Source organism: Devosia sp. 919, assembly GCF_013185965.1.
In the GTDB taxonomy this organism is placed as follows: Bacteria; Pseudomonadota; Alphaproteobacteria; order Rhizobiales; family Devosiaceae; genus Devosia.
Window position 1 is genome coordinate 2745003 of sequence record NZ_JABAOL010000001.1, and the last position, 22617, is coordinate 2767619.

Below are 22617 nucleotides of genomic sequence, written 5' to 3' on the forward strand. Positions count from 1 at the left end.
CCGCACGATGGCGCCAGGCGATGGAAAGCAACTCGATGCCCGCTGAAGCTCACGACCATGACCGCCCCGCCCCCGGGCCGATCACCAGCCAGCTGCGCCGCGCCGCCGCGCCAGATTATCTGTCCGGGCTCAATCCCGAACAGCGCGAAGCGGTGGTCTCGACCGAAGGCCCGCTCCTCGTGCTCGCGGGCGCCGGCACCGGCAAGACGCGCGTTCTGACCACCCGCATCGCCCATATCCTCAACCAGCGCATGGCCTGGGGCAGCCAGATCCTTGCCGTGACCTTCACCAACAAGGCCGCCGCCGAGATGAAGCGGCGCATCCACGACATCGTGCCCAGCCTGGACGGACTGCCCTGGATGGGCACGTTCCACTCCGTTTCCGCCCGCATCCTGCGCGCCCATGCCGAACTGGTGGACCTCAAGCCCCAGTTCACCATTCTCGATACCGATGATCAGATCCGGCTGATCAAGCAGTTGCTGGCCGCAGAGAACATCGATGAGAAGCGATGGCCTGCTCGGCAATTCGCCGGCATGCTCGACGCCTGGAAAAACCGCGGCTGGCTGCCCAAGGACGTGCCAGCTGCCGAAAGCGGCTTTTACGCCAATGGCAAGGGCGGCAAGCTCTACTACGACTATCAGTCCCGGCTGAAGACGCTAAACGCCGCCGATTTCGGCGATCTGCTGCTCGAATGCATTCGCCTGTTCCGGGAAAATCCCGAAGTGCTGGCCGAGTACCACCGCAAGTTCAAATACATGCTGGTGGACGAATACCAGGACAGCAACACCGCCCAATATCTCTGGCTGCGCCTGCTGGCCCAAGGCAAGCCGGCGCCCGAAGCCAATATCTGCGTCGTGGGTGACGACGACCAGTCCATCTATGGCTGGCGTGGCGCGGAAGTGGACAACATCCTGCGCTTTGAAAGCGATTTCCCCGGCGCCAAGGTGATCAAGCTCGAGCGCAATTATCGCTCCACTGCCAATATCCTAAAGGCCGCGTCGACCCTGATCGCCTTCAACGAAGGCCGCTTGGGCAAGACGCTCCACACCGATATTGCCGAAGGCGGCGAGCTGGTGTCCTTCACTCAGGTCTACGACAGCGAGGAAGAAGCGCGCACGGTCGGCGAGGAGATCGAGCAGTACCAGCGCGCCGGTGAGCCGCTCAATTCAATGGCGATCCTCGTGCGCGCCTCCTTCCAGATGCGCGAGTTCGAAGAGCGCTTCATCACCCTTGGGCTCAACTACCGCGTTGTCGGCGGCCCGCGCTTTTACGAGCGCAAGGAAATCCGCGATGCGCTGGCGTATCTCAGGCTCGTCGCGCAACCCGCCGACGACCTCGCCTTCGAGCGCATCATCAACGTGCCCAAACGCGGTCTCGGTGATTCCACCGTCAACATGCTGACCGCCACCGCCCGCCACCAGCGCATCCCGCTGCTCCAGGCAACACGCATGATGGTGCAAACCGAGGAACTCAAGCCCAAGCAGCGCACCACGTTGCGCAGCCTTGTTACCCAGTTCGACGATTGGGCCTATCGCTCCCAAAGCCTGCCGCCCTACCAGCTGGTCGAGCAGATCCTCGAGGAAAGCGGCTATATGGACATGTTGGCGGCCGACCGGTCGGCCGAATCCGACGGGCGCAAGGAAAACCTCAAGGAACTCAGCCGCTCCATGGAAGAGTTCGAAACCCTGGGCGGTTTTCTCGAACACATCTCGCTTGTCATGGAGCGCGACAGCGTCGAAGCGACCGATGCGGTCACCATCATGACCCTCCATTCCGCCAAGGGGCTCGAATTCGACACTGTGTTCCTGCCCGGCTGGGAGGATGGCACCTTCCCCAGCCAGCGCTCCATGGACGAATCCGGTCGCGCCGGGCTCGAGGAAGAACGGCGCCTGGGCTATGTCGGCATTACCCGCGGCCGCAAGCGCGTGCGCATTTCGGCCGCCCAGAACCGGCGCATCCACGGCCTCTGGCAGTCCGCCATCCCCTCCCGCTTCATCGACGAACTGCCTGCCGACGCCGTTGAAGTCACCGACCGCGGCTCCGCTTATGGCGGCTATGGCTATGGCGGGGGCGCGAGCTCGCGCTTCAACAAGGCCGACCCGTTCGAAAGCGTCTATCAGACCCCCGGCTGGCAGCGCGCCCGCGCCCAGCAGGCCAGTCGCAAGGGCGGCGGCCCCACCACCATCGAGGGTGAACTGGTCGCCCGCTCGGTGGATCTGGGCTCAAGCTCGGGCTATGCCGCCGGCGAGCGCGTCTTCCACCTTAAGTTCGGCTACGGCCTCATCACCGATATCGAGGGCAACAAGCTGACCATCGAGTTCGAAAAAGCGGGCCGCAAGAAAGTGCTCGATAGCTTCATCAAAAAGGGCTGACCGTCATGATCGTTTCCACCACCCCCACGCTAGAAGGCCGCCCGATCCGCGAATATCGCGGCATTGTCACGGGCGAAGTGATCGTGGGTGCCAATGTGTTCAAAGACCTCTTTGCCGGCATCCGCGACTTTGTCGGCGGCCGCTCGGGCGCCTATGAATCCACCTTGCGCCAGGCGCGCGAGCAGGCCTTCGAGGAACTGCGCGACGAAGCCCGCCGCCTCGGCGCCGATGCCGTGGTCGGCGTCGATATCGACTATGAAGTTGTCGGCGACAGCGGCTCGATGCTGATGGTCTCGGTCTCGGGCACCGCGGTCAAGCTCTAGCCTTAGTCTTCGGCCGGCACGATCTGCGGCAGCAGCCCCACGCCCCCGAGCGGCTCGGTTTCGAACCGCTCGCCAAACCCGGCAATGATCGGCCGGGCCCGCGCAATCATCTGCTGCACGCGTGGCAGCTGCAGCGAAGCGGCGTGGCTATCCTTGTTGTCCCACACCTCGGTGACCCAGATCCCGTCCGTGCTCGCCGGATCGATGGCCACCACATAGGAGAGGCACCCCGGCATCCGCGCATTGCCCTCCATCAGGATTTCCAGCAAGTCCACCCGCTTGCCCGGTGCCGCCAAAAGCTTTCCGATCAACCCGTACATGGTATTTTCCTCCCCAACCCCCTAGAAGGGCACCATCGCCCTGCTCTCTTTTGGAAGCCCTGCATGTCTGTCGATCAACTCTCCACCCCGCTCTCCAAGGATGACGCTTATAAGCTGGTCGATGCCGTGATGGAGCGCGACGACCTCGCGCTCACCGCCTCTGCCCATGAGAACGAAGCGACGGGCGAATGGTTCTTCGAAGCCGTCTGCGATTCGCCGCCCGATCTCGAAGCCTTCTCCGCCCTCGCCCGGCAAACCCTCGGTGGCGCCGTGCAATGGAGCGTCACGACACTCGATCCCGAAGTGAACTGGGTGGCCAAATCCCTTGAAGGCCTGCCCCCCGTGATCGCCGGCGGCTTTTATGTCTATGGCAGCCACCACGAAGGTGCGATCCCGCATGGCTATACCGCCATGAAGATCGACGCTGCCCAGGCCTTCGGCACCGGCCACCACGAAACCACCACCGGCTGCCTTGAAGCCATTGATCGCGTCCTCAAGCGCGGCCGCCCTCGGCGCATGCTCGATGTCGGCACCGGCACCGGGGTCCTTGCCATCGCGCTGGCCAAGCGCCTCAAGACCCCGGTGATCGCCAGCGACATCGATCCCATCGCCGTCACCACCACCGCCGAAAATGCCGCCATCAATGGCGTATCGCGCTTCATCGTGCCCATCGAGGCCACCGGCCTCAACCACCCCACGATCCAGGCCGGCGCGCCCTATGACCTGATCGTCGCCAATATCCTCGCGGGGCCCCTCACCGCGCTCGCTCCCGCCATGGGCCGCATCGCCGAGCCCGGCGCCTCCATCATTCTGTCGGGCATTTTGGAGCACCAGTCGCGCGGCGTCATTGTCGCCTATGCCCGCCAGGGCATGGTGCTGGTGCAAAAGCTGCAGCGCAAGGAATGGACCACCCTGATGCTGCAAAAGCGCTGAGGCGCAGCCCCTAAAAAGCAAAATCCCCGAACGCAGGTTCGGGGATCCTCGGATCAGCTCGTGATCAGGTCCGGCAAAAAACCAAACAGCGGCCTCAGGGGCGCTTGGTGAAGGCGCCGATCAGCTGGTGCTGCATGTGGTAGTTGCCCGGACGGCTGGTTTCGCGACCGCGCGCATCCACGACGGAACCCAGCGCCTTGCGGAAGTCGATCTTGTTCTCGGCCATTGCAGCAAACTCCATGCACGGTGACGACAAATCTTATCGCCGCGTTCACATCTAGGCCGAACCGCCTACCGGGGTAAGGCCCGCGCGCACAGACCAGCCATGCCAGTCCTGCAACCCCGGTTACCGCCGCTTTAATCTCCCGTCGGCGCCCGGTTTTCCATCCGCCTCATACCCCGCTACAATGGGGTCAAACCTCCCATGCTTCCGAGGACTTCCCATGCCCGCCACCTTCCCGCCCGCCATCTTCCAGAGCTTTGCCGAAAAGTCCGACCCGGCCAATGTTGCGCCCCGGCTCCAGGCCTTGCGGGCGCAAATGTCGCAGGCCGGTGTCGATGGCTTCCTCATCCCGCGGGCCGATGCCCATCGCGGCGAATCAGTGCCCCCGAGCGAAGCGCGCCTCGCCTATGTCACCGGCTTTACCGGTTCCGCCGGCGTCGCCGTGATCGGCCCCGAGCGCGCCGCCCTTTTTATCGATAGCCGCTACACCCTCCAGGCTCCCGCCCAGACCGACACCACCTTGGTCGATGTCATCGAAATCGGCCAGGGCACCACCCTCGGCACCGAAATCGGCAACTACGTGCCGGCCAATGGCGTGCTGGCCTATGATCCCTGGCTCCATACCCCCGCCGAAATCCGCGAGCTGACCGAGCGCCTGGCCGGCCGCGTCACCCTGCGCCCGGTTGCCAACCTCGTCGACGCCATCTGGACCGACCGTCCCGCTCCGCCCAACGCCCCCATCACCCTGCGCTCGGACAATCTCACCGGCAAATCCAGCGCCGGCAAGCTCGAGGACCTCGCGACGGCGCTTCAGGCCGAAGGCGCCGATGCCGTCGTTCTGAACCTGCCCGAATCCATCTGCTGGCTGCTCAATATCCGCGGCAGCGACGTGCCCAACGCGCCCTTCGTCCTGGGCTATGCCACGGTCGACAAGGACCGCAATGTCGCCCTTTACGTCGATGGCGCCAAGCTCACGCCCGAGCGCCTGGCTGCCATCCGCCCGCTCGCCGACCTCGTCCATCCCGTAGCCGAGTTCCCCGCCGCGCTCGAAGCGCTTGGCGGTGCCGGCAAGCGCGTGCTAGTGGATCCCGCCACCGCGCCCGAAGCGGTCGCAGCCGCCCTCAAAGCCGCTGGCGCCACGCTCGTGGAAAAACGTGACCCGGTGCTGCTGCCCAAGTCGCGCAAGAACGAGGCGGAACTGGCCGGCATGCGCGAAGCCCACAAGCTCGATGGCATCGCTCTCGCCAAATTCCTCGCCTGGTTCGCCCAGAGTGCACCCACCGGCACCCTGACCGAGATCGCCATCGTTACCGCCCTTGAAGCCTTCCGCCGCGAGGAGCCCACCTGCCTCGACGCCAGCTTCGACACCATTTCAGGCGCCGGCCCCAATGGGGCCATCGTGCACTACCGCGTGACCGAAAAAACCAACCGCACCCTCGCACCGGGCGAGCTCATGCTGGTGGATTCGGGCGCACAATATCTCTCGGGCACTACCGACATTACCCGCACCATGGCGTGCGGCCCCGCCACCGATGAACAGCGCGACCGCTTCACCCGCGTCCTCAAGGGGATGATCGCCATTTCGATGGCCCGCTTCCCTAAGGGCACGTCGGGTGCCCAGATCGATGTGCTCGCCCGCCAGTTCCTGTGGCAGGCCGGGGTCACCTATAATCACGGCACCGGCCACGGCGTGGGCGCCGCCCTCAGTGTGCACGAGGGCCCCATCGGCATCTCCTCGCGCTACACCCTGCCGCTCGAGCCGGGCATGGTGCTGTCCAATGAGCCCGGCTACTACAAATCAGGCGAATACGGCATCCGCATCGAAAACCTCCTCGCAGTCCGCGACAGCGCCGTAGCTCCCGGCTTTCTCGAATTCGAAACCCTGACCCTCGTCCCCATCGATCGCCAGCTGATCGACGAGACCCTCCTCCTGCCCCCAGAACGCGCCTGGCTCAACACCTACCACGCCCGCGTCCGCACCGAGATCAGCCCCCACCTCACCGGAGAAGTCAAAACCTGGCTCGAAGCCGCCACAGCGCCGCTCACAGATTGATCCTCTCCTTTTTCGATCCACCAGCTCATCAGTCGACACCCTCCCCCTAGCGGGGAGGGATCAAGGGTGGGGGGCCATCCAGCCCCGATCTACGAACGATCAACACCAACCGATCTGGGCGCCCCCACCAGCCCCTCAGTGAGCCTTCCCTCCCCCTTGAGGGGAGGGACCGAGGGAGGGGGTCGCCGAACGGAGCACTGCGGCCACCCATGCGAAAACCACTCCACCTTCGACCAGGATCGGGTAAACGAAGCGGGAGAAATGACGATCCAGTTCCACCCATCGACCCCCTCCCCAACCCTCCCCTCCAAGGGGAGGGAGGCCCACGCCCGAGATCGTGCGTCTAGGTCCACAGCCCCGCAGTCAGCCTTCCCTCCCCCTTGAGGGGAGGGATCGAGGGTGGGGTTCAGGCGGCCCCACATGCTCGGAGTCTGCCGAGGCACGCCCCCCTCAAGAGCGAGAAGACGAGGGAGCCAGCCCCTCACTCCCCCTGCGCCTCGGCAAAAATCTCGCTCAGCCGATACGAGTTCTCCGGATCGTTGGACGCTACATCGTCGATCTTCCAGCCGCCGTCTTCCAGCACTAGCTCATAGGTCAGCTCGGTCGGCTCGCCGAAGTTCTCAAAGCTCACTTCCACCACCGCCGCATCGCCGGTCACCGCCGCTTCACCGATGGCAAGGTCAGTGATCTCGAAATCCTGCCCATTGATGAAGGGGTCGAACGACAACGCGCCCATCTCGCCCTCCGGCGTATTTTGCGCATCGGCGTCGTAAAGCGCCTGTAACGCCGCCGAGCGGAACTGGGACTCGTCCTCGGCGAACTCACCCGAGAAATAAGGCGCGTAGAACGCCTCCAGCAGCGCCTCGGGGGTTGGGAATGGCTGCGCCATCGCCCATCCACTCAAGCCCAAAACCGCCATGGCGGCCAGCATCATCACGCGCATCTTGCTCTCCATCCCATCCGGGGCGGGAGCCCTGCCCCGCCTGCCGTCCCAAACCCATGCTCGCGACCACCCGTCAGCGAAGCGGCTCACGGCGTGACCCGCTCGAACCACTCTTCTTCGCTGATCACCTCAACCCCAAGCTCCTCGGCCTTTTTGAGCTTGGAGCCGGCGCCGGGCCCCGCCACCAGAATATCGGTTTGCGCCGAAACCGAGGCGGCAACCTTCGCGCCCAGCCGTTCGGCCATCGCCTTGGCTTCCGACCGGGTCATCTTTTCGAGCGATCCGGTAAACACCACGGTCTTGCCCGCCACCACGCTATCGACTGCAATGGTCACCACATAGGGTTTCGGCTTTACCTCCTTGAGGAGATCATCGAGGGCCTGGATGTTGCGCTCATTGCCGAAGAACGCCAGCACCGACGAGCGCACGGTTTCCCCGATGCCGTTGATCTGGGGAAAGACCGGGCTGATCTCGCCTTCATGGTTGGCCGAATCCACCGCCGAGTCGCGCAACGCCTCGATTGTCCCGAACGTGCGCGCCAGCAGCGCCGCCGTGGTTTCCCCGACATGGCGAATCCCCAGCGCAAAGATGAAGCGATCGAGCTCCGGCTCGCGTCGAGCATCGATGGCGTCAAACAGCTTGCGGACGGATACGGCGCCGAACCCCTCCACGTCCTTCAATTTCTTGACCGAGCGCTCGTCGCGCGCCCGCAAGGTGAAGATATCGGCCGCCCGCGCGATCCGCCCTTCGGCATAGAACTGTGCTACCTGCTTGTCGCCCAAGCCATCGATATCCATCGCGTTGCGCCCCACAAAGTGCTTGAGGCTTTCCACCGCTTGGGCCGGGCAGATCAACTCGCCGGTGCAGCGGCGCACCGAATCGAGCTTGCCGGTTTTTTCGTTGATCTCGCGCACCGCGTCGGACCCGCAGGCCGGGCATTGATGGGGATACACAAAGGGCTGCGCATCGACGGGGCGCTGCTCCATCACCACATCGACGATCTGCGGGATCACGTCCCCGGCGCGCTGCACCACCACCGTGTCGCCAATGCGCAGATCGACGCCATTGCGGATCGGCTCGCCATTGCTGCCCTTGCCCGCGATATAATCTTCATTGTGCAAGGTGGCGTTCTCAACCACCACGCCACCCACCGTCACCGGCTGAAGCCGCGCCACCGGGGTCAGCGCTCCGGTGCGCCCCACCTGGATGTCGATCCCCAGCAGCACGGTGGTCGCCTGCTCAGCTGGAAATTTATGCGCGATCGCCCAGCGCGGCGCGCGCGACACGAACCCCCAGCGCTCGCGCAGGTCCAGCCGGTCGAGCTTGTAGACCACGCCATCGATGTCATAGCCGAGGCTCGCCCGCTGTGCCTCGATCTTGCGGTACTGCTCCAGCAACTCGCTCACCGAAGCCGTGCGGGTCAGCAGCGGATTGACCACAAAGCCCCAGTCGCGGAACTTCTGCATTGCGTCCCACTGCGTCGCCGCCGGTGGCGCACTCGCCTCGCCCCAGGCATAGGCAAAAAAGTTGAGCTTGCGGCTGGCGGTGATTTTGGGATCCTTCTGGCGCAGCGACCCGGCCGCAGTGTTGCGCGGATTGACAAACTCCTGCCCGCCAAACTTGGCCGAATGATCCTTGAGCCGCTTGAACTCGGCATGGGTCATATAAACCTCGCCGCGGATCTCGATCAGGTCAGGCCAACCCTCCCCCTCAAGCTTTGCCGGGATATCGGCGATCGTCCGGAGGTTCTCGGTGATGTCCTCCCCCACCGTCCCATCGCCGCGCGTGGCGCCACGCACAAACACGCCCTTCTCGTAGCGCAATGATGCTGAAAGCCCGTCGATCTTGGGTTCAGCCGTAAACTCGAGCTGCATGGCCGGATCGCGCGCCAGGTCCTTCTCGAAGAACTTGCGCCCCCGCTGCACGAACTCGGCCACCTCCTCATCGGCAAACGCATTGCCCAGGCTGAGCATCGGCACGCCATGCCGAACCTTGGCGAAGGCTTCGGCTGGCGCCGCACCCACCGTTTCGGTCGGGCTGTCTGCCCGCACCAGTTGCGGAAAGCGCTCCTCGATTGCCGCATTGCGCTGCCGCAACGCATCGTATTCCGCGTCGGTCATCACCGGCGCATCCTGCTGATGATAGGCGAGATCAGCCTCGCGGATCAGCATGGCCAGCCGGGCCAGCTCCTGCTGCGCCTCCGCTTCGTTCAGATCGCGTTCATCTTTGTGGCTGAAATCGGACATGGGAGCACTCTGACTGGGTGGTCGCCTGCGGCGCGGCGGTCAAGAATACTCCAGCAAGCTACTCCACAGCCAGCCTTTCCGCCCCCCGAACCCTGGCTTTCCCCGCCGATTCACGCACCACCAGATGCGCTGCAAACGAGATCCGAACCGCCACATCCGGCGCTATGCGCCCCTTGATCCGGTCATCCAGCACCCGCACCAACCCTGCCCCGATCTGGCGCCCATGCACCCTAACCGTTGTTAGGTGCGGCGTGATCTGGGTAGCGGCAGAATAGTCGCCAAACCCTACCACCGAGACATCTTCCGGGATCCGATAGCCCAGCGTCAGCAGCTCGGTCACCACCGTCAGCGCCATCCCGTCATGGGCGCAAAAGAGGGCCGTCGGCTCGAAACCATCTGCCTTCGCTTCCTTCAGATGCGCGGTGAAGCGCTTCTCGCTGTGGAACTTGATCTCCCGAAACTCCACGTCCTCTCGGGCTTCCAGCACTTCGCGCATGCCATAGAACCGCTCGGTGCGGCCGCGATAACCAGGCGTGCCATGCACATAGGCGATGTTACGGTGACCCAGTTCAATCAGGTAATTAGCCACCGCGGCGCCGCCCTCATGATCGGTGCCTGACACGAGATCAAATGGTGCCAGAGGGTCCACCCACCCATTGCGCGCCATGGGAATGCCGAGTTCCTTGATGCGCGTCATGCTTTCCAGCGAATGTGGGCCAACCAGAGCAACACCCTGACATTGCAAGGCAAACTCCTCCACTTCATCCAGCAAATGAGTGGAAGCCATGCGCACCTGATAGCCGTATTTCTGCGCTTCGGTGTGAAAGCCACTCTGCACCAGCAGGTGCAGTTCCGAGTTTACGAGGTCGGTGTCGTGGAACACGATCCCCAGCGCCGGCACGCCGCTGTCGCCACCCGCGCGTTCATAGCCAAGCTCGTCGGCCACCTGCTGCACCCGCTGGCGCGTTGCCTCACTGACACCGTCCTTGCCGGACAGCGCCCGCGAAACCGCAAATTTGGAAAGCCCCATATGCTGGGCGATAGTGGACAAGGTAACGCGTGCCATCGAAGCTCCTTGTAAGGCTCAGTTCGAGGTACTGCCGCAGCCTTGCATCCACCTACCCTGCCCAATAATCCACATCAATAACAACATAACGCTTTACCTAACGATTTTGTAGTCGCAAGCTCCCCGGCAGCTGACAACGCCATAGGCGGTTAGTTTTTTGGAGGAGATATTCATGGTATCCATCAGCCGCAGGGCTTTCATCGTCGCCAGCTCCGCACTTGTCGGCGCTGCTGCCATGCCGGGCTGGGCCTGGGCCCAGACCACCGGGGAATCAGCCTTCCTTAAGGCGCGCGTCGACAGCGGCGAACTGCCCCCCGTCGCCGAACGCCTGCCCGCCAACCCGCTCGTTATCACCCCGCTCGAGCGCGTCGGCCAGCAAGGCGGCGACTGGAACCACGCCCTCGTCGGGGGCGGCTCCCTCTCCATGCTGGTGCGCTACCAAGGCTATGAGCCGCTGGTCCGTTACAACCAGGATTGGTCGGGACTCGTTGAAAATGTTGCTGAATCCTGGTCGGTGAACGACGCCGCGACCGAGTACACCTTCACCCTGCGCAAAGGTCACAAGTGGTCCGACGGCCATCCCTTCACCACCGCTGACGTCCAGTTCTGGTACGACGCCTACTTCATGGACCCCGAAACCTCCCATGGCAGCAATGCGTGGTGGATGGTCGATGGGGAACCTGCCAAGCTCGAAGTGGTCGACGAGCAGACCTTCAAAGTCATCTTCCCCGGCCCCAACGGCTTTTTCGTGCAGCAGCTCGCCTGGGCCAACCAGGACCAGCTGACCCGCACCCCTAAGCACTACCTTGAAAAATTCCACATCCGCTACAATCCCGAGGCCGATGCCCTCGCCAAGGAAGCGGGCCTTGAAAGCTGGATTGCGCTGTTTCAGCGCGAGATCGGCATGCTGGACGACAACACCTTCTACCAGAACGGCAACCGCCCGACGCTCAACGCCTGGGTGTTTGATCGCGCCCCCGGCTCCAGCACCGAACAGGCCATCGCCACCCGTAATCCCTACTACTACAAGGTCGACACCGCCGGCACCCAGCTGCCCTATTTCGATCGCGTCGTTTACCAGATGGTCGCCGATCCCGAAGTGCTGCTGCTCAAGACGCTGCAGGGCGAGGTCGACATCATGGACCAGTATATCGCCACGCCGGCCAACAAGCCGGTCCTGTTCGACAGCCAGGAGACGGGCGACTACAGCTTCTATATGCTCAAAGAAACGGCCGCTAACGTCATGGCCTTCCAGCTCAACCTTAACCACAACGATCCCGTCAAGAACGCCCTGTTCAACAACAAGGCGTTCCGGCAGGCGCTTTCGGTCGCTATCGACCGGCAGGCCATGATCGATGCGGTCTTTGTGGGTCAGGGTTCCCCTGCCCAGCCTTCTATGCGCGAGGGTGATCCGCTCTACAACGAGCAGTTGGCCAAGCAATTCACCGAATACGATCCAGCCAAGGCTAACGAGATGCTCGACGCCATCATCCCCAACAAGGATGGCGAGGGTTATCGGCTGGACGAGCAAGGCCGTCGCGTCACGATAATCTTCGAGATCGACCAGACCCGTACGACCTTCCTCGACATGTTCGAGCTGGCTATCCCGATGTTCCAGGCGGTCGGCATTGATGCGCAGATGCGCACCATGGACCGCTCGCTCTGGGAAGAACGCGTGCGGCGCGGTCGTGAATACGATGCCACCGCGCACCAGTTCGGAGCCAATTCCGGCATTGCCGCCATGCTCGACGCGCGCTTCTACGTGCCCATCAACAACAACTGCTTCTATGCCCCCGGCTGGGCGCTCTACTACACCCAACCCGACAATGAAGCGGCGGTTGAGCCTCCCCCGGAGGTTAAGGCGCAGCAGGAGCTCTACCGCGATCTCGTCGCCACTGCCGACCCGGCTGGCCAGAACGAGCGCATGGCGCAGGTCCTACAGAACGCGGCCGATCTGTTCCTCACCTTCGGCGTCAGCCTCCCCCCCGATGGCTATGGGATCGTCAAGAACAACGTGGTGAACCTGATGAAGGAGATGCCCAACTCCTTCGGCTGGCCCACCCCTGGCCCGGCCCGCCCCGAGCAGTTCTTCAAGAGCTAACTGCCGCTAACCAGTCGCCCTTTTCCACTCCGCCGCCCCTACCGGGCCGGCGATAGCGAACCCATGCCCAGGGACATCCCATGCTCGACAGCAAGTCGCAGACAACCGACCACCTCCGCACTCATGACTGGTACAAGTCAGCGACCCGCTGGACGCAGCTCACCCTGGCCGAAGACGACCCCATCAAATACGACCCGGCCTTCTGGGTGGACGTGTTCAAGCGCACGCGCTCCAACGCCACCTGCCTGAGCGCGGGCGGCTATATCGCCTATTATCCCTCCAAGGTGCCGCTGCATTACGTGTCCAAGTTCATTGGCGATAGCGATCCGTTCGGTGAGCTGGTCGCCGGCGCCCGCAAGCTCGGGATGCACGTCATGGCGCGCGTCGATCCGCACGCCATCCACCAGGATGCCGCCGACGCCCATCCGGAATGGATTGCCGTGGATAAGGACGGCAACAAGCGTCGCCACTGGGCGTTCCCGGAAGTTTGGGTGACCTGCGCCTATTCAGACTACAACTTCAAGTTCATGCCCGAAGTGCTACGCGAGCTGACGTCCAACTACGATATCGACGCCATCTTCGCCAATCGCTGGCAGGGCCATGGCGTCTGCTACTGCAATGCCTGCAAGAGCAATTTCCGCGAAGCAACCGGACACGAACTGCCCCTCGATCAGAAGCTCGAGAACCCCGCCTGGCTAGCCTGGACCGCCTGGCGCCGTGGCGTGCTGAGCCGCCTGGTGGTGGAATGGGACGAGGTGATGAAGGCCATCAAGCCGCATACCAGCTTCATCCCCAATATGGGCTCGGTATCGTTGACCGAGTTCGACCTCGAGATCGTCGAGAAATACTGCCCCTTCCTGTGCGTCGACGATCAGGGCCGCCGGGGGACCGAACCCGTGTGGATGAGCGGGCGCAACGGCAAGCGCATGCGCGCGACCTTCCGCGACCGCCCTGCCATTCTGATCACCTCCATCGGTCCGGAAGAGGAATATCGCTGGAAGGACTCCGTCACCACCGGCGCCGAGATCCAGGCCTGGGTGGATGACGGCACGACTCAGGGCCTCCTGCCCTGGTTCACCAAGTTCAATGGCGTGGTGCCGGACACCCGTTGGGTCGAGCCGGTGGTCGATAGCTTCAACCTGCATGCCGATCTCGAGCCGGTCCTATCGCAGATGACGCCAACCGCCGAGATCGCAATCCTCGACCCCGCTACGACCCTGCGCCACCATGGCCTCGACACCCGCAGGGCAGCAGAAGCTGACGATCTCGGCTTTTATCTGGCTCTGGTGGAAGCGCGCATTCCATTCGAGATGGTTTCAGACCAGGCGATGACCCCGGAGGCATTGGACAAGTTCAAAGTCCTGATCCTCGCCAATGCCACCTGCCTTTCCGACGAGCAGATCGCGGCGCTGGAGGCTTATGTCGCCCGTGGCGGCAGCATCGTCGCGGCGCACGAAAGTTCCACCCGCACGCCGGACAACAAGCTCCGCAACGCCATTGGTCTGGGCCAGCTGCTGGGTGTGACCATGACCGGGGCGGCCCGCGGACCGGTCAAAAACACCTATGTCGCCATCAACGGCGAACACCCGATCTCCGACGGCTTTGAGGGCGCCAACCGTATTATTGGCGGCACCAGGCTTCTAGCCGTAGATGCGGCGCCCGACACCAGCCAGCCCTTCCTTTACGTCCCCGACTTCCCTGACCTTCCCATGGAAGAGGTCTACCCGCGCGAAGAGCCCAAGGGCGCGGCGGTGGTGACCCGCGAGCATGCCGGCGGCGGTCGCACCGTCTACATCCCGTGGAATATCGGCGCCATTCTGTGGGAGGTTCTCGCGGCCGACCACTCCCGCCTTATCGGCAATGCCGTACGCTGGGCTCTGGGCAAACGCCCTGACGTCGAGATCGGCGGCCGCGCGGTGCTCGACCTCGCAGTGCGCGAGAACGAAGCCGGCATGGCTGTCGTGCTCAACAACATCTCCAACCCCATGATGATGAAGGGCCCGATCCGCGAAGTCTATCCAACCGGCGAGATCACGGTCTCCATCGCGGTGCCAGCTGGCAAGACTGTGGGCAAAGTCGACTTGCTGGTCGCCGGCCAGCGCTTGGAGACCAGCCCTGTGGACGGACGGCTTAATGTCGTTGTGCCCAGCATCGAGACACTCGAAGTTGTCCACCTGACCTGGAGCTAGAGGGGGCGGCGCCATGTTGAACTATGTAATCAAGCGGCTGATCTACATGATCCCGACATTGTTCGGCATGTCGCTCATCGCCTTCATGATTATCCAGCTGCCGCCGGGGGATTATCTCACCTCCATGCTGGCGACCATGGCCGAGAGCGGCCAGAACGTCGATCCCGCGCAGCTCGAAGCCATGCGCCGCGCCTATGGTTTCGATGACCCGATCTGGCTGCAGTACTGGAAGTGGATCAGCGGCATCATCTTCCGCGGCGATTTTGGCTATTCCTTTGAATGGAACCGCCCCGTCGCCGACCTGATTTGGGAGCGGATGGGCTCGACGCTGGCCATTTCGATCGCCGCCCTGCTCTTTGTCTGGGCTGTGTCCCTGCCGATCGGCATTTATTCGGCGATGCGCCGCCACTCGGTGGGCGACTATGCGTTCACCTTTCTCGGCTTTATCGGCCTCGCCGTGCCCAACTTCATCATGGCGCTGGCGCTGATGTATTTCAGCTACAAGGTCTTGGGCCAGAGTGTGGGCGGACTGTTCTCGCCCGAATATGTCGAGGCGCCCTGGAGCTGGGGCAAGTTCGTCGATCTCCTCGCTCACCTCTGGATCCCGATCATCGTCATCGGCACCAGCGGCACTGCAGCGCTGATCCGCATCCTGCGTGCCAATCTCACCGACGAGTTGAACAAGCCCTATGTGGTGACGGCCAAGGCCAAGGGCCTGCCCGAATACAAGGCCGTGTTGAAGTATCCGGTCCGGATCGCGCTGAACCCCTTCGTTTCGGCGATCGGCTGGGTCCTGGCCGAGCTTGTTTCTGGCGTCACCATCACCGCCATTGTCCTCAACCTGCCCACGGCCGGCCCGCTGCTGCTGCGGGCCCTGATCAGCCAGGACATGTATCTGGCCGGCAGCTTTATCCTGCTGATGGGCGTGCTGACGCTCTTTGGCATGCTGATCTCCGACATCCTGCTCGCCCTTCTTGACCCACGGATCAGGTTCAACTGATGCTTGCGCACACTTTCATCGAGGGAACGCCCGAAACCGGCCCTGCCGTCTCTTCCCTGCAGGTCGGCAAGCCGATCGAAACTGCGGTCGCGGGTCCATGGCGGCTGATGTGGGCCAAGTTCTCGCGCAACAAGGTCGCGCTCGTCGCCGGCGTGATCATCCTCATGCTCTATCTCATCGGCATCTTTGCCGAGTTCCTGGCACCCACCCTGCCCGACGCGGCCCGCCCGCAATTCACCAATGCGCCGCCCCAGGAACTAAGGCTTTTCGTGACCGAGCAGGATGGTAGCCAACACTTCCAACTGCACGTCACTGGCTACACTATGAGTGTGGATCAGGCATCGCTGCGCCGTAGCTACGTAATCGATGAGAACGCTGTGGTTCCGGTTGGTTTCTTCGTGAAGGGCGCGCCCTATAAGCTCTGGGGCCTGTTCCCTTCCGACGTACATCTGCTCGGGCCGCTCAAGTCGACCGATACCATGTATCTGCTTGGCACCGATAAGCTCGGCCGCGACCTGCTGAGCCGGCTGATCCATGGCACCAGGGTGTCCATGTCCATCGGCCTGATCGGCGTCGCCATTAGCCTCTGTCTCGGCGTGACGCTCGGTGCGATCTCTGGGTTCTACGGCGGCCTGGTTGATCTCCTGATCCAGCGCGTGATCGAGGTGATCTCCTCCATGCCCACCATCCCGCTCTGGCTGGGCCTTGCCGCGGCCATTCCGCTGAGCTGGTCACCCCTGACGGTGTATTTCCTCATCACCCTTATCGTCTCGCTGTTCGGCTGGACCGGACTGGCGCGGGAAGTGCGGGGCCGCTTCTTTGCCCTGCGCGGCGAGGATTTCGTTACCGCCGCCCGTCTGGATGGCTCAAGCGAACGCCGGCTGATCTTCCGGCACATCATGCCCTCGCTGACGAGCCACATCCTCGCGGTCGTGACCCTCGCCCTGCCCACGATGATCGTTGCTGAAACGGCGCTGAGCTTTCTCGGCATTGGGCTCAAGGCACCGGTCGTGTCCTGGGGGGTGCTGCTGCAGGACGCGCAGAATGTGCGCACCATTGCGGGCGCGCCCTGGCTGCTGATCTGGCCGGCAGGCGCTGTGGTTCTGACCGTGCTGGCCTACAACTTCCTTGGCGATGGTCTGCGCGACGCGGCCGACCCCTATGAAAGCTGAGCCATGACTGTCCATCCCCTCTCTACCGGCACGCAGCCAGCAGGCGATGAGGCGCCGATTGTCCTCAGTGTCGAGCATCTCAGCCTCGATTTCCGGCTCCGCACCGAGATCCTGCATGCGGTGCGGGATGTCAGCTTTGTGCTGCGGCGCGGCGAGACCCTGTGCCTTGTCGGTGAAAGCGGCTCGGGCAAATCGGTGACCGCCCGTGCCCTGCTTCGTATCCTTGATCGCAACGGGGCCATTACCGGCGGCCGCATCCTCCTGGGCAGCCAGGGCGAAGAGATCGACATCGCAGCGCTCTCGGACCGCGATCCCAAGCTGCTGCAAATCCGCGGCGGACGCATTGGGCTTATCTTTCAGGAGCCGATGAGCTCGCTCTCGCCAGTGCACACGATCGGCAGCCAGATCATCGAAGCCCTGCGCCTGCATCGACGCATGGACAAGAAGCAGGCGCGTGCCGAAACCATCGAGCTCCTGCGGCAGGTCGAGATCCCCAATCCCGACAAGATGGTCGACCGCTATACCTTCGAATTCTCCGGCGGCATGCGCCAGCGCGCCATGATCGCCATGGCGCTGGCGGCTGATCCAGACATCCTGATCGCCGACGAGCCCACCACCGCACTCGATGTCACGACGCAGGCGGAGATCCTCGACCTCATCAAGCGTCTCCAGGTGAGCCGTGGCATGGCGATGTTGCTGATCACCCACGACATGGGTGTGGTGGCCGAGGTGGCCGACGCCGTTGCGGTGATGCGCTACGGCCGTATTGTCGAGGCGGGCAGCGCCGAGGACATTTTCCATGATGCCCGCCATCCCTATACGGTGCGCCTGCTCAACTCGACGGTGAAGCTCGAGCAGAACCAGCGCACTGCGGCCCGTGCCGAGACCAGCACGCAGGCGCGCCAGCCGGTCCTTAGCGTGCGCAACCTGTCCAAGGTTTATGGTGCCTCGAGCGCGTGGTTCGGTGGCAACAGCCATGCGCTCAAAGCCGTCGATGATGTGAGCCTCGATCTTTATCCAGGCGAGAACCTCGGCATTGTGGGCGAGAGCGGCTCGGGCAAGACCACGCTTGGCCGCTTGATCCTGCGCACGGTCGAGCCATCTGCCGGCACGGTCACCTATCACGGTGCCGGCGCGCCAATGGACGTCACCGGGCTGAGCAAGCAGGGCCTCAGGGCCTTCCATCGCGACGTGCGGCTGGTGTTCCAGGACCCATTCGCGTCTCTGAACCCGCGCATGACGGTCAAGGAGATCATCGGCGATCCGCTTTATGTGTCGGGCAAGATGCGCGGCGCGGCGATCGAAGCGCGCGTCGCCGAATTGCTGACGCTGGTGGGGCTCGATCCCGTGGCGATGGAGCGCTATCCCCACGCGTTCTCCGGCGGCCAGCGCCAGCGCATCGGCATCGCCCGCGCCCTTGCTCTCGACCCCAAGATCATCATCGCTGACGAAGCCACGGCGGCGCTCGACGTGTCGATCCGCGCGCAGATTCTCGATCTGCTGCTGGACATCCAGCAAAAGCTGGGCCTGAGCTTCATCTTCATCTCCCACGACATCTCCGTGGTCCGCTATTTCTGCGACCGGGTTGCGGTGATGCGCCTGGGCAAGCTGGTGGAGGTCGGCACCGCCGAGCAGATCTGCACCCAGCCGCAACACCCCTACACCCAGAGCCTGATTTCGGCTGTTCCCAACCCCGATCCCCGCAACAAACGGATGCTGCACCGCACCCGCTATGTGGCCTGAAGGAAAACCGCCTTGCCCAAATTCTCCGCCAATCTCTCCTTCCTCTATGCCGACCAGCCATTCCTTGAGCGCTTTGCCGCGGCGGCGGCCGATGGGTTCAGCGCCGTCGAATATGTTGCCCCCTATGCCTTTGGCGCCGATGAGGTCGCCGGGCGCCTGAAGGACAATGGTCTTGAGCAGGCGCTGTTCAACCTGCCCCCCGGAGACTGGGACGCTGGCGAGCGCGGCATTGGCTGCCTGCCCGACCGGGTCGAGGACTTCCGGAGCGGGGTGACGACGGCAGTCGCCTATGCACAGGCCCTTGGCTGCACCAAGGTGAACTGCCTTGCCGGCATTGCCCCCGCGGGAAGCAGCGTGGACGAGCGCGATGCGGTCCTGATCGACAATTTGCGCTATGCCGCGCCGCGCCTCGCCGATGCCGGCATCAAGCTGCTGCTCGAGCCGATCAATCTGCGCGACATTCCGGGCTTCCATGTCTCGACGACCCACCATGCCGAGCGCATCCTTGATGCGGTGGGGTCCGACAACCTCTTCATCCAGTTCGACGTCTACCACACCCAAGTGATGCAGGGGGATCTCGTGCCCACCTATGCCCGGCTGCGCGAACGCATCGCCCATGTGCAGATCGCCGACAATCCCGGCCGCAACGAGCCGGGCACCGGCGAGATCAACTATCCCTTCGTCCTCAGCGAACTCGATCGGCTCGGCTACACCGGCTGGGTAGGCTGCGAGTACAAGCCCAAGGCCGGCACCAGCGCCGGGCTCGGCTGGATGAAACCCTATCTCTAAGGAGCGCAACATGAATATCGGTTTCATCGGCCTCGGCGTCATGGGGCGCCCCATGGCTGGCCATCTGATCGCTGCCGGGCACCAGGTCGCCTTGCACCGGGTCAAGGAAGTGTCCCAAGCCTTGGTCGAGCAGGGCGGCAAGGCGCTGTCGAGCGCGCAGGCTGTGGCTGAGGCCTCCGACATCGTCATCCTGATGCTGCCCGACACGCCCGATGTCGAAGCGGTGCTGTTTGGACCCGAGGGCGTGGCCGCCGGCCTTGCCCCCGGCAAGCTCGTGATCGACATGAGCTCCATCTCGCCCATTGCCACCAAGGACTTCGCCAGCCGCATTGAGGCTCTCGGCGCTGATTATCTGGATGCACCGGTTTCGGGCGGCGAAGTGGGCGCCAAGAACGCCGCTCTCACCATCATGGTGGGTGGCAAGGAGGCGGTGTTCGAGCGCGCCCTGCCGCTGTTCCAGACCATGGGCAAAAACATCACGCTCGTCGGTGGTGTCGGTGATGGGCAGACCGCCAAGGTCGCCAACCAGATCATTGTCGGGCTCAACATCCAGGCAGTCGCCGAGGCCTTGCTGTTTGCCCAGAAAGCCGGCGCCGATCCCGCCAAGGTGCGCGAGGCGCTGATGGGCGGCTTTGCCGCGTCCCGCGTGCTTGAGCTGCATGGCGAACGCATGATCAAGCAGACCTTCGATCCGGGCTTCCGCATCCGGCTGCACCGCAAGGATCTGGCGCTGGCGGTGGATGCGGCGCGCGCCCTTGACCTTGCCCTGCCCAACGCCGCAGCCACCCAGCAACTGATGAATGCGGCTGTCGCCAGAGGTGACGGCGACAAGGACCATTCCGCCCTGATCCGCACCCTTGAGGCGCTGGCGGGCGGCGGCAACTAGACCCGCGCACCAGCACAAGCTTGCCAGCAGCGGCGCCGAGGTGCCGCTGAACGAACCTTCATGCCCAGGAACCAAGCCATGCCACTCGACAAGCTGCCGCAGACGCCATTCGGAGCCGTGTATTTCCGCAAGTCCAACCCGCCGCGCGAGGACTGGGAGCGCGATTATGCCGTTGCTGCCAAGGACGGCATGAATGTGTTCCGTCACTGGTTCATGTGGTCCGCCATCGAGCGGCGCCCCGGCTTTTATGACTGGGAGGATTATGACCGGCAGATGGACCTTGCCGCCAAGAACGGGATCAAGACCATCATCGCCGAGCTGACCCATACGGTGCCGGACTGGGCCTATCGTCAATTCGCCCACGCCCGTCAGTTGCGGGCGGATGGTCGGCCGATGACTTCTAATATGGGGGTGAGCGCCGCCACCGGCGGCTTTTCTAATAATGGCGGTGGCGCCGGTGCCTTGAGCATGAACGCGCCCGAGGTCAAGGAAGCCGTCGGCCATTTCCTTTCCGCCCTCGCCAAACGCTACAAGGGCCATCCCGGTCTGCTCGGCTATGACGTGTGGAACGAGGTCAACTATGCCGCAGATGTCGATTATTCCGAGTTCATGAAGGCCGATTTCCGCCTCTGGCTGCAGGCGAAATATGGCAACCTCGATACGCTCGCCAATGCCTGGTATCGTTATTCCTACGCCGAGTGGGACGATATCGAACCGCCCCACGAGGTGGCCGCTTATCCCGAAAATCTCGACTGGCTCGCCTTCAAGCGCGAGAACTACTACGACCAGATGCAGTTCAAGATCGACACCATCCGCGGGATCGATCCGGACTGCCTGATTGCCGCCCATGGCGTGGGCGGCGCGATCCCCAACATGGCCGCCAATGGCTCGGATGACTGGCTCGCCGCGTCCAAGGTCGAGCTTTATGGCCTGACCTGGGTGCCCAGCCGGCGCGGCTTTGCGCCCTGGCAGAATTTCTTCGGGCCAGACATTACCCGGGCGGCCGCCCGCGGCAAGCCCTGGTGGCATGCCGAGCGGCCCGGCGGTCCGTTGTGGCTGCAGCCGCAGGTGCTCGGCCGGGATAAGGAAGATGGCCGGGTGATGGATCCCGAGGATATCCGCACCCTCACCATGACGTCCTTTGCTGCTGGTGCTACCGGCGTGCTCAACCTGCGCTACCGCCCGCTGCTGGACGGGCCCCTGTTTGGTGCCTTTGGCTCCTATGGCATGGATGGCTCGCGCACGCCGCGCTCGGACATGGCGAGCGAGATCGGTAAATGGGCCAACGCACCCGAACAGAAGTCGCTGTTCGCGGCCAAGCCGGTCAAGGGCGACATCGCGCTGCTGGTGATTCCGGAGGCACAGGCATGGGACTACCTGCTCAACCACAACCACAAGCCCGAGACTTATCGTGAGGCGATGTGGGGTGCCTATCGCGGCTTTTTCGACAATGGCATCCAGGCCGACTGGGTCCATATCGATCACATTGACGATTACGACACCATCTATGCCCCCTACCCGATCATGTTGACTGGTGAGCATGCGCAGGCCTTGGCAGCTTGGGTGAAAGCCGGCGGAACCCTGATTTCGGAAGCAACGCCGGGCTATTTCGGCGATCGCGGCAAGGTGGGGACGGTGCAGCCGAATAATGGGCTCGACGGCGTGTTCGGCGCCCGCGAAAGCGAGGTCGAGTTCATGCCTGATATCGGGGATCGCATTCGCTTCGATTTCAGTGGCAAGCCGGTTGGCGGCGGCGGGTTCCTGCAGTCCTATGCTCCGACCACGGGCACTGCGCGGGGCGGTTTCACGGACGGCCGCACCGCGGTGGTGGAGAACAGCTTTGGTGAGGGCCGGACATTGCTGGTCGGCACCCATCCCGGCATTGCATATTTCCGCACCAGCAACGCGGAAAACCTGGCTTACTTTGCTGATGTGCTCGCCTGGACCGGCAATAAACCGCGCGTCACCCTTTCAAACCCCCAACTGCATGCCCGCCTGCATGAAGGACCGGAAGGAGCTGTGCTTTGGGTGATCAATCCGACGCGCGAGGCGCAAAAGGCGGAAGTCATGGTGGACCAGCAAATCGCCTCCCTGGGTGAGCCTTACTGGTCATCATACAACGCTGCGGATGGTGCGGGGACAATTACCGTGCCGGCCCGCGATGTGCTGATCGTACGGCTGAACAAGAGCGGCGGCGAAGCGGCTTAGATTGTAGCCCTGCAGCAGCGGGAAATCCGCTGCTGCCAATGCTCCGCGCT

At 63.4% G+C, this 22617-nt stretch carries 17 protein-coding genes; 12 read left to right on the forward strand and 5 right to left on the reverse strand.

Annotated features, from left to right (window positions below; genetic code table 11):
* Nucleotides 1–35 precede the first annotated feature (35 nt).
* Both HRQ64_RS13370 and HRQ64_RS13375 read left to right on the forward strand, forming a co-directional pair.
* Nucleotides 36–2372 (forward strand): UvrD-helicase domain-containing protein, encoded by a 2337-nt coding sequence (locus HRQ64_RS13370; protein WP_248307057.1) that lies wholly within the window; start codon nt 36–38, stop codon nt 2370–2372.
* A 5-nt stretch (nt 2373–2377) separates the two neighbouring features.
* Nucleotides 2378–2695 carry a heavy metal-binding domain-containing protein gene (locus tag HRQ64_RS13375; RefSeq protein ID WP_127753544.1) on the forward strand — a complete coding sequence of 106 codons (318 nt, stop codon included), beginning with the start codon at nt 2378–2380 and terminating at the stop codon, nt 2693–2695.
* Between the two features lie 2 nt (nt 2696–2697).
* Here HRQ64_RS13375 and HRQ64_RS13380 read toward each other — a convergent pair whose 3' ends face one another.
* On the reverse strand, nt 2698–3015 hold the full coding sequence (locus HRQ64_RS13380; RefSeq protein ID WP_172123647.1) for a putative quinol monooxygenase: 318 nt from the start codon (nt 3013–3015) through the stop codon (nt 2698–2700).
* Between the two features lie 63 nt (nt 3016–3078).
* On the opposite strand from HRQ64_RS13380, the gene HRQ64_RS13385 reads away from it, so the two are divergent.
* On the forward strand, nt 3079–3948 hold the full coding sequence (locus tag HRQ64_RS13385; RefSeq protein ID WP_172123648.1) for a 50S ribosomal protein L11 methyltransferase: 870 nt from the start codon (nt 3079–3081) through the stop codon (nt 3946–3948).
* 94 nt (nt 3949–4042) lie between these two features.
* Here HRQ64_RS13385 and HRQ64_RS20390 read toward each other — a convergent pair whose 3' ends face one another.
* On the reverse strand, nt 4043–4174 hold the full coding sequence (locus HRQ64_RS20390) for a hypothetical protein (protein ID WP_282567554.1): 132 nt from the start codon (nt 4172–4174) through the stop codon (nt 4043–4045).
* 217 nt (nt 4175–4391) lie between these two features.
* Here HRQ64_RS20390 and HRQ64_RS13390 point away from each other — a divergent pair, with 217 nt between their 5' ends.
* Nucleotides 4392–6224: an aminopeptidase P family protein gene (locus HRQ64_RS13390; RefSeq protein WP_172123649.1), complete on the forward strand. Its 1833-nt coding sequence runs from the start codon at nt 4392–4394 to the stop codon at nt 6222–6224.
* A gap of 481 nt (nt 6225–6705) precedes the next feature.
* Here HRQ64_RS13390 and HRQ64_RS13395 read toward each other — a convergent pair whose 3' ends face one another.
* The 3 genes from HRQ64_RS13395 to HRQ64_RS13405 form a co-directional block, all read right to left on the reverse strand.
* Nucleotides 6706–7167 carry a DUF3828 domain-containing protein gene (locus tag HRQ64_RS13395; protein WP_172123650.1) on the reverse strand — a complete coding sequence of 154 codons (462 nt, stop codon included), beginning with the start codon at nt 7165–7167 and terminating at the stop codon, nt 6706–6708.
* Between the two features lie 86 nt (nt 7168–7253).
* Nucleotides 7254–9413, reverse strand: a complete 2160-nt coding sequence (gene ligA / locus HRQ64_RS13400; protein ID WP_172123651.1) for an NAD-dependent DNA ligase LigA — start codon at nt 9411–9413, stop codon at nt 7254–7256.
* A gap of 58 nt (nt 9414–9471) precedes the next feature.
* A complete protein-coding gene (locus HRQ64_RS13405) occupies nt 9472–10479 on the reverse strand; it encodes a LacI family DNA-binding transcriptional regulator (protein ID WP_172123652.1) in 1008 nt (335 codons plus the stop codon).
* A 172-nt stretch (nt 10480–10651) separates the two neighbouring features.
* On the opposite strand from HRQ64_RS13405, the gene HRQ64_RS13410 reads away from it, so the two are divergent.
* From HRQ64_RS13410 to HRQ64_RS13445, 8 genes are all read left to right on the forward strand, one after another.
* Nucleotides 10652–12580 carry an ABC transporter substrate-binding protein gene (locus HRQ64_RS13410; protein ID WP_172123653.1) on the forward strand — a complete coding sequence of 643 codons (1929 nt, stop codon included), beginning with the start codon at nt 10652–10654 and terminating at the stop codon, nt 12578–12580.
* 80 nt (nt 12581–12660) lie between these two features.
* Complete coding sequence (locus HRQ64_RS13415) at nt 12661–14769, forward strand: alpha-amylase family protein (protein WP_172123654.1); 2109 nt, start codon at nt 12661–12663, stop codon at nt 14767–14769.
* A 13-nt stretch (nt 14770–14782) separates the two neighbouring features.
* Nucleotides 14783–15769: an ABC transporter permease gene (locus HRQ64_RS13420; RefSeq protein WP_172123655.1), complete on the forward strand. Its 987-nt coding sequence runs from the start codon at nt 14783–14785 to the stop codon at nt 15767–15769.
* Nucleotides 15769–16941 (forward strand): ABC transporter permease, encoded by a 1173-nt coding sequence (locus HRQ64_RS13425; protein ID WP_172123656.1) that lies wholly within the window; start codon nt 15769–15771, stop codon nt 16939–16941. Before HRQ64_RS13420 ends, HRQ64_RS13425 begins: the two co-directional genes overlap by 1 nt.
* 3 nt (nt 16942–16944) lie before the next feature.
* Nucleotides 16945–18684 carry an ABC transporter ATP-binding protein gene (locus HRQ64_RS13430; RefSeq protein ID WP_172123657.1) on the forward strand — a complete coding sequence of 580 codons (1740 nt, stop codon included), beginning with the start codon at nt 16945–16947 and terminating at the stop codon, nt 18682–18684.
* Nucleotides 18685–18696: 12 nt separating this feature from the next.
* Nucleotides 18697–19473, forward strand: coding sequence for a 2-oxo-tetronate isomerase (gene otnI, locus HRQ64_RS13435; protein ID WP_172123658.1), 777 nt, complete (start codon nt 18697–18699; stop codon nt 19471–19473).
* 10 nt (nt 19474–19483) lie between these two features.
* Nucleotides 19484–20359, forward strand: a complete 876-nt coding sequence (locus HRQ64_RS13440; protein ID WP_172123659.1) for a 2-hydroxy-3-oxopropionate reductase — start codon at nt 19484–19486, stop codon at nt 20357–20359.
* Between the two features lie 78 nt (nt 20360–20437).
* On the forward strand, nt 20438–22567 hold the full coding sequence (locus HRQ64_RS13445; RefSeq protein ID WP_172123660.1) for a beta-galactosidase: 2130 nt from the start codon (nt 20438–20440) through the stop codon (nt 22565–22567).
* Nucleotides 22568–22617: the final 50 nt, after the last annotated feature.